Below are 12,081 nucleotides of genomic sequence, written 5' to 3'. Positions count from 1 at the left end.
TACCTTCCTTCTGTTATTTATAGCGGCCTGATTTTTCCCCGTATTGGGGATTTCGATAGTGCGTATGAATGTAGGAGAAGCATCATGCAAGAAGGGCAAAAACGTAAAACCTCGTCCTTGAGCATTCTCGCCATCGCTGGGGTAGAACCATACCAAGAGAAGCCAGGCGAAGAGTATATGAATGCCGCCCAATTGGCGCATTTCAAGCTTATTCTTGAAGCATGGCGCAACCAGCTCAGGGATGAAGTGGACCGTACTGTATCGCATATGCAAGACGAAGCTGCTAATTTCCCGGACCCGGTTGACCGCGCCGCGCAGGAAGAAGAGTTTAGTCTTGAGCTTCGTAACCGCGACCGCGAGCGTAAACTGATCAAAAAGATCGAGAAGACGCTGAAAAAAGTCGAGGATGACGATTTCGGTTTCTGCGAGTCTTGTGGCGTAGAAATCGGCATTCGCCGTCTGGAAGCACGGCCAACTGCAGATTTATGCATTGACTGTAAAACTCTGGCCGAAATCCGCGAAAAGCAGATGGCAGGCTAACACAGCAATAATATGTATATCCAAAGAAGTTGGTGCTGTAGGTAGCTAACAATCCTACAGCTTCAAGTACAAAGGATGTGACACGGTGCCAGAGCCACCTCCGGCACCGCATTTATCACGCTGGATCTCCCTTTCCCTTTTATGTCCGAAAATATCAATACTCGACAATCAGGCTATGTAGGGCGTTTTGCGCCGTCTCCCTCTGGTGATTTGCATTTCGGTTCGCTGATTGCAGCATTGGGCAGCTATCTGCAAGCTCGCGCTGAAGGTGGACGCTGGCTGGTTCGCATTGAAGATATTGATCCCCCCCGTGAAATCCCTGGTGCTGCAGCCCGTATTTTAGCGTCTCTTGACCACTACGGCCTGCATTGGGATGGCCCGGTTATCTACCAATCCCAGCGCCACGAAGCCTATCGCGCCACCTTAGACTGGCTAAAACAACAAGGGTTAAGTTATAACTGCACCTGTACCCGCAGCCGAATTCAGCAGATCGGTGGCTTATACGACGGCCATTGTCGCGATCGCCATTTACCCTCCGTGGGGGCGGCCATTCGTCTACGCCAGACTCATCCGGTTTATACCTTTTGTGATAAATTACTTGGCGAGCTACATGCTGTGCCCGCGCTAGCCGAAGAAGATTTTATTATTCGTCGTCGAGATGGCTTGTTTGCCTATAATCTGGCAGTAGTGGTTGATGATGCCTTTCAAGGTGTGACCGAAATTGTACGCGGAGCCGATTTAATCGAGCCAACCGTGCGCCAAATAGCGCTCTATCAGCAGTTACAACAGCCGGTACCCAGCTATTTGCACTTGCCACTGGCACTAAACCATGATGGTAATAAGCTCTCTAAGCAAAATCATGCGCCGCCACTGCCGAATGGCGATCCGCGCCCGATTTTGGTGGAAGCGCTGAAGTTTTTGCATCAACCACTACCTGAATGCTGGCAAGATCTTGATTTGCCGTTATTATTACGTTTTGCAGTCGAAAATTGGACATTGGCAGCTATCCCACTTCAAGGGGCGATAACCACCACTGAAAACACAACGGCATTCTCAAAGGAACCACGGTGAGCTATGATTAGCCGCTGTTTTTCTGTTGTTCTGTAATTTATTAGCCACTATCGAGGTGTACCATTTTTACCCGAGTAGCCAATTTCTGCCGTAAGGTACTGATTCGCGATGATAAATCAGCTCGCGATGACAAAGCTGTCCGTGAAGACACGGCCCGTGATAGCAGTGCCCGTAAAGATAAAGTGCCCGGTGAAGATAACGTGGCCCGCAAAGAGAAAAGGCCTGCCAGAACGAATACTGGCCGCAAGAATCATGCGGTGCCTGCTTCACAACAGCTTTCTTCACAACAGCGTTCTTCACAACAAAGTGCGATGACGATTATTCCACGAGATCAGCACAATATTTCCCGTAGAGATATCAGCGATAATGCGCTGAAGGTTCTCTATCGCCTGAATAAGTCAGGGTATGAAGCCTATTTGGTCGGCGGCGGTGTCCGTGACCTGTTACTGGGTAAAAAACCGAAAGATTTTGATATCACCACCAGTGCCACCCCAGAACAAGTCCGAAAGTTGTTCCGTAACTGCCGCCTGGTGGGTCGCCGCTTCCGTCTGGCCCATGTAATGTTCGGCCCGGAAATCATTGAAGTTGCGACTTTCCGTGGTCACCACGAACAGCAACAAACAGAAGACAGTGACAAAAATTCTTCTCAGCAGGCACAAAATGGCATGCTACTGCGTGACAACATATTTGGCACGATTGAAGATGATGCCCAACGCCGCGATTTCACCATTAATAGCCTCTATTACGGTATTTCTGATTTTGCACTGCGCGACTACACCGGCGGTTTGCGTGATCTGAAAGAGGGTATTATCCGTCTGATTGGTGATCCTGAAACCCGCTATCGTGAAGATCCGGTGCGGATGCTGCGCGCAGTTCGTTTTGCCGCCAAGCTGGATATGACGATCAGCCCGGAAACAGCAGAGCCAATCCCGCGTCTGGCCTCGCTACTGCATGAGATCCCACCCGCTCGTTTGTTTGAAGAATCACTCAAACTGCTGCAATCGGGCTACGGCTATAAAACCTATTTAAAACTGTGTGAATATCAGCTTTTCCAGCCGTTATTCCCGCTGATTGCCCGTAATTTTACCGAACATCATGATTCAGCGATGGAACGTATTTTGGTTCAAGTGCTGAAAAATACCGACCATCGTTTGCATAACGATAAGCGCGTCAATCCGGCATTCTTATTTGCCGCTATGCTTTGGTATCCGCTTATCGAACATGCGCAGAAGCTGACACAAGAAAGCGGCTTGGCCTATTACGATGCTTTCGCACTGGCAATGAATGATGTGCTGGATGAAGAGTGCCGTTCGCTGGCCATTCCAAAGCGTATTACTTCATTGGTGCGTGATATCTGGCTGCTGCAATTGCGGCTGTCGCGCCGTCAGGGTAAACGTGCGCACAAGCTGATGGAGCATCCAAAGTTCCGTGCGGCTTACGATTTACTCGTATTGCGGGCAGAAGTGGAAAACAACCATGAACTACTGCGCCTGGCGCAGTGGTGGGGAGAATTCCAGGAAGCAACGCCGCTGCAACAGAAGAATATGCTAAATACTTTAGGGGCTGATCCGGCACCGCGACGCTCTCGTCCTCGCCGCCCACGTAAGCCCGCACCACGTAAAGAAGGGGCATAATACGCACTATGATCCGGGTCTATATTGCGCTAGGCAGTAATCAGTCCATGCCACTGCAACAGGTCAAAACCGCACTGGAAGCGCTGGAGCATCTGCCGCGCACCCGGTTGGTGGCCTGTTCGCCGTTTTATCGCACTAAGCCGTTAGGGCCACAGGATCAGCCGGATTTCCTTAATGCGGTCGTGGCGTTAGATACCGCCCTTCCACCAGAACAACTGTTGGATAGCACCCAAGCCATTGAGCGCAATCAGGGGCGAGTAAGGAAAGAACAGCGTTGGGGGCCACGTACTCTGGATCTCGATATTATGCTGTATGGTAATCAGGTGATAAAAACCGATCGTCTGATCGTGCCACATTATGGCCTGAAAGAGCGGGAGTTCATGCTCTACCCCCTGGCTGATATCGCCCCTGACCTTATTTTCCCCGATGGCGAACCCCTGTCAGACCGCCTTAAACTCGTGGATAAAAATGGCCTGGTGCCTTGGTAACTGACCCAATCCAACACGCTATATACCTATCTGATATCCCACCATTTTAACCTACCGTCTCAGGAGAAAGAGTGATGAAAGCCACCACCATGAGCCACTTGCGCCAATGGAAACTCGAAAAGCGTAAGTTCGCCACACTGACTGCCTATGATGCCAGCTTTGCTCAGCTATTTGCCGAACAGGGAATTGAGGTTCTGCTGGTGGGTGATTCGCTCGGTATGACATTACAAGGCTTCGACTCTACCCTGCCGGTCACAACTGCAGATGTGGCTTATCATACCCGTGCCGTACGCCGTGGTGCGCCTCATTGCCTGTTATTGGCAGATATGCCGTTTATGAGTTACGCCACACCTGAGCAAACATTTGCCAATGCTGCCGAGTTGATGCGTGCCGGGGCCAATATGGTCAAATTGGAAGGGGGTAGCTGGTTGTGCGATACCGTTCGCATGCTGGCAGAACGCGCTGTTCCGGTATGTGGGCATTTGGGGTTAACACCACAATCAGTCAATATTTTCGGCGGTTACAAAGTACAGGGCCGCGAAGAAGTGGCGGCTAACCAGCTATTGAAAGATGCTCAAGCGCTTGAAAATGCTGGCGCACAATTATTGGTACTGGAATGTGTTCCGGTGGAACTGGCACAGCGCGTAACGGAAGCACTGGCTATCCCGGTGATTGGTATTGGCGCGGGGAATGTTACCGATGGGCAGATTCTGGTTATGCATGATGTGCTGGGTATTACCGGTGGTCATACACCTAAATTCAGCAAAAACTTCCTGGCGCAAAGTGCGGGCGATATTCGTGCTGCCATTAAGTTGTATATTCAAGAAGTTGAGAGCGGTGCTTATCCCGCTGAAGAGCATACTTTTCAATAAGTTTTTGTTGATAAATATTCAGGGGAATTAGGATGCTGATTATTGAAACTTTGCCACTGTTACGCCAGCAAATCCGCCGTTGGCGTCAAGAGGGTAAGCGAGTCGCACTGGTGCCTACTATGGGCAACCTGCACGAAGGGCATATGACATTGGTGGAAGATGCCAAAACTCGTGCCGATGTTGTTGTCGTGAGTATTTTTGTCAATCCGCTGCAATTCGAACGCCCAGATGATTTGGCCCGCTACCCACGTACTTTACAAGAAGATTGCGAGAAGCTAACCCGCCACGGCGTTGATTTAGTTTTTGCACCCGCAGCCGCTGATGTCTACCCGGCGGGTCTGGAAGCTCAGACTTATGTTGACGTCCCGGCCCTCTCGACCATTTTGGAAGGCGCCAGCCGCCCCGGCCATTTCCGTGGCGTATCGACTATCGTTAGCAAGTTGTTCAATCTGGTTCAGCCGGATGTAGCCTGTTTTGGTGAAAAAGATTACCAACAACTGGCGCTGATCCGCAAAATGGTGGCGGATATGGGCTATGACATCAATATTGTCGGTGTGCCCATTGTGCGAGCCAAAGATGGCCTGGCACTCAGCTCTCGTAATGGCTATTTGAGCGCTGAAGAACGTAAAATCGCGCCACAGCTTTATAAGATAATGCAGATGTTGGCTGAGAAACTCGCCTTGGGCGAACGGCAGATTGATGATTTACTGGCTGATACCGCAGAACAATTGCGTGATGCTGGCTTTACCCCAGATGAACTGTTTATCCGCGATGCTCAAACCTTGCAGCCACTGACGGTTGACAGCAAACAAGCGGTAATACTCATGGCCGCCTGGCTAGGTAAAGCACGCCTAATTGATAATCAACAGGTTGATTTGCATAGTTAATTTTAAAAAGCAGATTATGGCAAAACGAGCATATAAAGTCAGCCATAGACAAGCGATATAAAATCAGCAAAACTGAGCACTTCTCCCTAAATCGGTCGATTATGGGATAGGGTGCCAGACTTATTCTGGGCAATAACCGGGGTCAAAGGTAAGAGTTATGATACGCACTATGTTGCAAGGCAAACTGCACCGGGTGAAAGTCACTCAAGCTGATTTGCACTATGAAGGTTCCTGCGCTATTGATCAGGATTTTCTGGAAGCCGCTGGGATTTTGGAATACGAAGCCATTGATATTTATAACGTTGATAATGGTCAGCGTTTTTCGACTTATGCCATTGCCGCCGAACGCGGTTCGCGGATTATCTCTGTGAATGGTGCGGCCGCACGCTGTGCCTGTGTGGGTGATAAATTGATCATCTGTTCTTATGTCCAGATGTCTGATGCTGATGCCCGCCTGCACCACCCTAAAGTGGCGTATTTTGAAGGTGAAAATCAGTTGCAGCGCAAGGCTAAAGCCGTCCCCGTTCAGGTCGCTTAATTACCCTTTGTACTTGAAGCCGCACAATAAAAAAGGCGCTTAACCACAGCGCCTAAAACTGCTGACAAACCTTGATAACTCGATCTTGTAAGGTGAAGACAGGTAGAAGAGTAAAGCGTCCGCGCCAAGGATGGCGCGGCTCGAGCCATCAGGGACGCTTGTTTTAACAAAAGAAGTACGGCGTCTTTACGATCTACCTGTTTTCACCGCTGCGAGCACTTTGTCATTAAGCCCGCCTTTTTCATATCTTAACGTCACACTATGAAATAACTAATCCGACTCCATCACCGCAGGTGCGGGGGCAACCGGCTGGCCAGGTTCATTGGCAATACGCTCTGCCATAGTCGGAATTGAATCTGTACGCAAAATATAAAGCCGTTTGAGGGTATACGGATTATCACCGGGTTTAACCTTGCCCTGCATCGTCGTTACCGCCAAATGGAAACCGGCATTTTTAGCAGCATCAATCGCAGTTTGATTAAAGCCACCGAACGGATATGACAGGAAAACCACGTGCGGATTAAACTGCGATAATGCACGGCGAGAGTGCTCAAAATCAAAAACAATATTGTGATAAGAACGACTCAATAAGATTGGATTACGTTTAGTGTCCGTCCGGTGCAAAAAGTGTGTATGAGATTGAATATCAAATACATCCTGAATCTCTTTCAATTCAGAAATACTCATAAACTGTAATGAGTCAGGATTCCATTTCTGTGGGTGACGTTTTATACGTGATGAAATAATAAAAGCGGTAGCCCGGAAACCATTTTCTTTTAGAATCGGGTAAGCATAGCGATGGACTGATTTAAGGCCATCATCAAATGTCAGTACTACAACTTTCCCCGGCAGATTAATCTTGTTATTGAGATAACCTTCAAGCTGATAAAGAGAAATCGTGTCGTAGCCCGTCTGCTTGAGATAGGTCATCTGGTTACTAAACGCGGCATCAGAGGTTGTCGTCGAGGTATTGAGAAAACGTTTATTTTCCTCATTCTTCAACATATGGTGATAAGTCAGGATAGGAATGCCATTATCTATTTCAGCATCACTACTACTGACATAGCCCAAACGATCGCCAATATTAACCTGATACCAAGTATTACTTAGCTTGTCTTTTAACTTACCCACAATCGGGTAGCGCAAATTTTCTGCTAAGGTTGCAAATTGTTCGCTGTCTACATCTGCGACCAAATAAACTGGGGTCTCGCGTTTAATAATAATGTTTTGGTTTGGCAGAGGTTTATTCAAATCCCCCAATATATCGTTGTTTTTTCGCGCTTTATTGATATCACGTAAATCGTCTTTATCAATAAAGCCGATACCGTTACCAAATTTAAACTCATAGTATTCTGCCGCTGCGGGCAAAACCTGAATAAGTTGATCTTCTTTAACCTCACCGACAGGAATGACCTGTTCACCCACCAGCGAATATATTTCGCTGTCACGGTCTGTCACCATATATTTAGGGGTAAGCACTGCTTCGTCTGGCAGAAGATCTGCATGGGTTGCCGGCATCATTACCGACATGACAATACCGAGTAGCATCCCAATAGCTATTCTGTTTTTATGCCACATTATCGTTCTACTTATGCGCATTTGGCGCTGAATTAAAAAAGGGAAAATCTGGTGCGCCAGCATAGCACGAGACACTTGAAGTTGAGAAAGACGATATTAGACGGGAACATTATTTATTACGATTAAATTCCAGCATTAACAACAATTAACTAACTAATGATTTACGAGTGAACCTTAGAATGCGATCCAAAGTCACTGACGTTGCAGAGATACGCATAGCCAACACCGCTGCAACGTCTAGCCCGAAGAACATCCCCAAAATCATTGGTGTTACAGCAAGGCGGCAAGTCAACGCATCCCGATGAGCTTACATTAGTAAGTGATTCGGGTAAGTGGACGTAGCCAACACCGCTGTAGCGCCAAGGCCGCAGGGGATTAGGTGCGTAGGCCGCGACCACGCTCTATCAAATACCAAGCCCAAGCATAAAATACCGCGATAAACACCACTAATACACCGATGGTAAATACCAGTGGTACATCGGTAATTCCGAGGAATCCGTAACGGAAACCACTGATCATATACACGATAGGATTAAGTTTTGATACCGCTTGCCAGAACGGTGGCAGCAAGGCTAACGAGTAAAAGACCCCGCCCAGATACGTCAGAGGTGTTAACACAAAGGTCGGCACCAAACTGATATCATCAAATGTTTTGGCGAACACGGCATTCAACAACCCGCCAAGCGAAAACAGAATCGCCGTCAGCATTAATGTCAGTGCAATCATTGACCAGGAGTGGACATGCAGCGGCACAAAGAACAGCGAAACAATGGTCACCAGAATGCCGACACAGATCCCACGCGCGACCCCACCGCCAACATAACCCACAATCACGATATGGGTGGGAACCGGTGCGACCAGCAATTCTTCAATGCTGCGCTGGAATTTTGCGCCAAAAAATGAGGCTGCGACGTTAGCATAGGAGTTTGTTATCACCGCCATCATTATCAGGCCAGGAACAATAAACTGCATATAATCAAAGCCACCCATATCACCAATTCGGGAACCGATCAGGTTGCCGAAAATAACGAAATAGAGCGACATAGTAATCACCGGTGGCACCAGAGTTTGAATCCAGATGCGAGCAAAACGGGTGATCTCTTTGATCCAAATACTCTGTAGTGCTACCCAATACAGGCGGGTCATGCTTTTTCTCCCCCGTTGCCGTTAACCAAGGTGACAAATAGCTCTTCCAGACGGTTAGCCTTGTTACGCATACTTTGTACCTGTATTCCCTGAGCATTCAGTTGGCTGAACAGACCATTCAGGCCTTGTTCACGCTTAACATCAACTTCCAACGTTGAGGTATCTGTTAGACGATAACCATACCCTTCCAGCTTCGGCAGCGGGCTTTTAATCGCCAAATCAAAAATAAAAGTTTCTGATTCAAGTTTGCCAAGCAGCTGTTTCATAGTGGTATTTTCCACCAGCTCGCCATTCTGAATAATGCCGATATTACGGCACAGCATTTCAGCCTCTTCCAGATAGTGGGTCGTCAGAATGATGGTGGTTCCCTGCGCATTTAGCTCTTTGAGGAACCCCCACATGGAGCGACGCAACTCGATGTCTACCCCTGCGGTCGGTTCATCCAGAATCAGTAATTTTGGTTCATGCATCAGCGCACGAGCAATCATCAAACGGCGCTTCATCCCACCGGATAGACGAATAGCGCGCTCATCACGTTTACTCCATAAATCTAATTGGCTGAGATATTTTTCAGCTCGCTGCATGGCCTCTCGCCGCGTGACGCCGTAATAACCCGCCTGAGTAATCACAATCTGTAATACTGTTTCAAACGGGTTAAAGTTGAACTCTTGTGGTACCAGCCCGAGTTGGCGTTTGGCATTCACGATATCTTGGTCGATGTCGTAACCAAAGACCTTCACCTTGCCAGAGGTTTTATTCACCAATGAGCTGATAATGCCAATAGTGGTGGATTTACCCGCCCCATTAGGCCCAAGTAGTGCATAAAAATCGCCTGCCTCTACGTGCAGATCAATGCCACGCAGAGCCTGAACGCCACCTGCATAGGTTTTGGTCAGCTGCGTTATTTCCAGTGCATATGTCATAAGTAAAAAAGAACCTTATTCTATGAGTTCCCAGCGGTCACTGCATGTCCGTGACTTGCTTAACCCTCCCTGTCAGGGCAAGTTACGGGGGCAAAGGGAAGCAGTTAGATACAGAGAAGATGTTGCGTAGACAAAATTGTACCAACAACAAAGTCACTGTTCCGATTTTAAAATCGTGATCCTTGTCGTATATTATCCTATCGCAATCCGTTCATTACAGGCTATTTACATTAATGAAAGAAATAGAGAAGCTCCTCGCGAACAATGACGTCTGGTCTAAAGCCATTAGTAAAGACGATCCCGGTTTCTTTGAACACCTGGCAGAAGCCCAGAAACCTCGGTTTTTGTGGATTGGTTGTTCAGACAGCCGCGTTCCCGCAGAACAGTTAACCGGCCTGAAAGCTGGGGAATTGTTTGTTCACCGCAATGTTGCCAATTTGGTTATCCATACTGATCTGAACTGCCTATCAGTGGTGCAATATGCTATCGACGTTCTACAGGTCGAGCATATCATTATCTGTGGTCACCTTGGCTGTGGTGGTGTTGAAGCCGCAATGAAAAAAGATCTTGAATTAGGGCTTATCGACAACTGGTTACTGCACATTCGCGATCTTTGGTTTAAACACAGCACGCTGCTGGGTGAACTTCCTGCCGAAGAACGTAGTAATATGTTATGTAAAATCAATGTAGTAGAGCAAGTGTATAACTTGGGACATTCTACTATTGTTCGTTCCGCCTGGAAGCGTGGGCAGAAAGCCATGATTCACGGCTGGGTCTATGGTATTGAAGACGGCAAACTGACGGATTTAAATATCTCTAGCACCAGCCTCAGCGAACTGGAAATCAAGTACCGCGAAGCAATGGCTAAAATACTGCAACCAAACAGACAAAACTAATGAGTCGCTATGGGAGGGTGTTCAAATGCACCCTCTCCCATTAACTACGCGGCTCAATCAGCCTAAAATGCCCGCACGCAGTCGCCGATCACTCGTCAAACATGACAACTTTACCGACATAGGGTAAATGCCGATAGCGCTGAGCATAATCAATACCGTAACCCACCACGAACTCATCAGGAATAGTGAAGCCGACCCACTCAACAGGCACCTGTACTTCGCGGCGCTCGGGTTTATCCAGCAACGTACAGATAGCCAATGATTTCGGGCCACGCAGTTGCAGAATTTCACGCACTTTACTTAATGTGTTACCTGAGTCGATGATATCTTCAACAATCAGCACATCTTTACCGCGGATATCTTCATCTAAATCTTTGAGGATTTTCACATCGCGGGTGGTGCTCATGCCATTGCCATAGCTAGAAGCGGTCATAAAATCGACTTCATGGGAAACATCAATGGCGCGGCACAAATCAGCCATAAACATAAATGAGCCACGGAGCAACCCGACCAGCACCATTTCACTGCCACTGTCGCGGTAATGTTCGGATATTTGGCGGCCTAGTTCGGCAATTCGGGTTTTGACTTCCTGCTCGGAAATCATGACTTCTACAGTGTGTTTCACAGCCAACATACCTATTTAAATTTATTGATTTGATATCAATGAGTCACCGGTGCAGATAGCTTCACTGATACAGATTGATGCCCCTAGTTTAACACAATTCACAGGACATCCTGCCACTCTCCCCGCGGAGTGGCGGGGCGAAAGTATAACAAAGATAAACAGCTGGCGTATTGAGAGATATACTAGCGCCATAAATTTGGCTCAGGTATTTTCTCTGGATAGCCCCTCTACAAGGAATGTTTGAATGAATTATCAATCAACCAGCATCTGGCTTTATTCCGTCACTTTTACGGTAATCGCCGCCATCAGCTTGTTTGTCGCCTTTTTTGGCCTGAGCGCCCCGATCTTTTACTACCTTATTGTCGGTTTGGTCTTCAGTGTTTGGGTTTCATTACATTTGCACCGAATGGCAGAGAAAGGGGTGGTTTATCTGATGACAGAAAAGACACAATGGATGGTTTATGTCCGGGGGATCCCGGTGCAAGAAACGCGTACCTCCTTAAAAAACCCCTGTTTTCTCAGCATCGTGCATCTCATATCCTTCTTCCGCCGTTTTCTGGTCATCAAACTGTTGCTTCAAGCTGTAACCCTTTATTTAGCTCTAACACAAACCCTTGAACTGGCCCCCTCTGATACCCCGTATATGCTCTGGGTGATAGTGGGGTTAGCGATAGTGATTATCTGTTTTCTTATCAGCAAGATGTGGCTGACCGCCAAAAGTCTACTCGCTCTCCAACGTTCAGAATGGCTGATAGAAGAAATTCAGAGAGATAGCTTTAGCTATTATCAGGGATTTATCATTAAGAAAGATAAAAGCGGTCATCAGATACTCCAACCCGCCTTAACTGAACTGCTAGAAGTATAAAAGAGAGAATATCCCCGG

The 12,081-nt window shown here is 47.6% G+C and carries 13 protein-coding genes; 9 read left to right on the top strand and 4 right to left on the bottom strand.

The annotated features are described in order from the left end of the window. Positions 1-84: 84 nt before the first annotated feature. The 7 genes from dksA (at position 85) to panD (ending at position 6,030) form a co-directional block, all read left to right on the top strand. Positions 85-540: an RNA polymerase-binding protein DksA gene (dksA, locus tag QSV56_RS04965; protein WP_005156764.1), complete on the top strand. Its 456-nt coding sequence runs from the start codon at positions 85-87 to the stop codon at positions 538-540. A 141-nt stretch (positions 541-681) separates the two neighbouring features. Beyond that, positions 682-1,611, top strand: a complete 930-nt coding sequence (gene gluQRS / locus QSV56_RS04960; protein WP_019080478.1) for a tRNA glutamyl-Q(34) synthetase GluQRS — start codon at positions 682-684, stop codon at positions 1,609-1,611. Between the two features lie 257 nt (positions 1,612-1,868). Beyond that, positions 1,869-3,245, top strand: a complete 1,377-nt coding sequence (gene pcnB, locus QSV56_RS04955) for a polynucleotide adenylyltransferase PcnB (RefSeq protein ID WP_263696707.1) — start codon at positions 1,869-1,871, stop codon at positions 3,243-3,245. Positions 3,246-3,253: 8 nt separating this feature from the next. Continuing rightward, positions 3,254-3,733, top strand: coding sequence for a 2-amino-4-hydroxy-6-hydroxymethyldihydropteridine diphosphokinase (gene folK / locus QSV56_RS04950; RefSeq protein WP_005156774.1), 480 nt, complete (start codon positions 3,254-3,256; stop codon positions 3,731-3,733). A gap of 74 nt (positions 3,734-3,807) precedes the next feature. Next, complete coding sequence (gene panB / locus QSV56_RS04945) at positions 3,808-4,605, top strand: 3-methyl-2-oxobutanoate hydroxymethyltransferase (protein WP_301211059.1); 798 nt, start codon at positions 3,808-3,810, stop codon at positions 4,603-4,605. Positions 4,606-4,637: 32 nt separating this feature from the next. Then, positions 4,638-5,492, top strand: coding sequence for a pantoate--beta-alanine ligase (gene panC, locus QSV56_RS04940; protein ID WP_046051578.1), 855 nt, complete (start codon positions 4,638-4,640; stop codon positions 5,490-5,492). Positions 5,493-5,649: 157 nt separating this feature from the next. Beyond that, positions 5,650-6,030, top strand: coding sequence for an aspartate 1-decarboxylase (panD, locus tag QSV56_RS04935; RefSeq protein ID WP_005156780.1), 381 nt, complete (start codon positions 5,650-5,652; stop codon positions 6,028-6,030). A 270-nt stretch (positions 6,031-6,300) separates the two neighbouring features. On the opposite strand, the gene QSV56_RS04930 is transcribed toward panD, so the two are convergent. The 3 genes from QSV56_RS04930 to QSV56_RS04920 form a co-directional block, all read right to left on the bottom strand. Further along, positions 6,301-7,608 carry a polysaccharide deacetylase family protein gene (locus tag QSV56_RS04930; RefSeq protein WP_301211055.1) on the bottom strand — a complete coding sequence of 436 codons (1,308 nt, stop codon included), beginning with the start codon at positions 7,606-7,608 and terminating at the stop codon, positions 6,301-6,303. A 375-nt stretch (positions 7,609-7,983) separates the two neighbouring features. Next, a complete protein-coding gene (locus QSV56_RS04925) occupies positions 7,984-8,754 on the bottom strand; it encodes an ABC transporter permease (protein ID WP_005156782.1) in 771 nt (256 codons plus the stop codon). Next, on the bottom strand, positions 8,751-9,677 hold the full coding sequence (locus QSV56_RS04920) for an ABC transporter ATP-binding protein (protein WP_019080482.1): 927 nt from the start codon (positions 9,675-9,677) through the stop codon (positions 8,751-8,753). Before QSV56_RS04920 ends, QSV56_RS04925 begins: the two co-directional genes overlap by 4 nt. A gap of 233 nt (positions 9,678-9,910) precedes the next feature. Here QSV56_RS04920 and can point away from each other — a divergent pair, with 233 nt between their 5' ends. Continuing rightward, positions 9,911-10,573 (top strand): carbonate dehydratase, encoded by a 663-nt coding sequence (can, locus tag QSV56_RS04915; RefSeq protein ID WP_005156784.1) that lies wholly within the window; start codon positions 9,911-9,913, stop codon positions 10,571-10,573. Positions 10,574-10,661: 88 nt separating this feature from the next. On the opposite strand, the gene hpt is transcribed toward can, so the two are convergent. Further along, positions 10,662-11,207, bottom strand: coding sequence for a hypoxanthine phosphoribosyltransferase (hpt, locus tag QSV56_RS04910; protein WP_004389053.1), 546 nt, complete (start codon positions 11,205-11,207; stop codon positions 10,662-10,664). A 235-nt stretch (positions 11,208-11,442) separates the two neighbouring features. Here hpt and QSV56_RS04905 point away from each other — a divergent pair, with 235 nt between their 5' ends. After that, entirely contained in the window at positions 11,443-12,063 is a 621-nt protein-coding gene (locus tag QSV56_RS04905) for a hypothetical protein (RefSeq protein ID WP_046051579.1), read from the top strand. Positions 12,064-12,081 lie beyond the last annotated feature (18 nt).

This window comes from Yersinia sp. 22-579, assembly GCF_030433455.1.
Classification (GTDB): Bacteria; Pseudomonadota; Gammaproteobacteria; order Enterobacterales; family Enterobacteriaceae; genus Yersinia; species Yersinia enterocolitica.
This window is presented reverse-complemented; position numbering and strand designations above follow the sequence as displayed.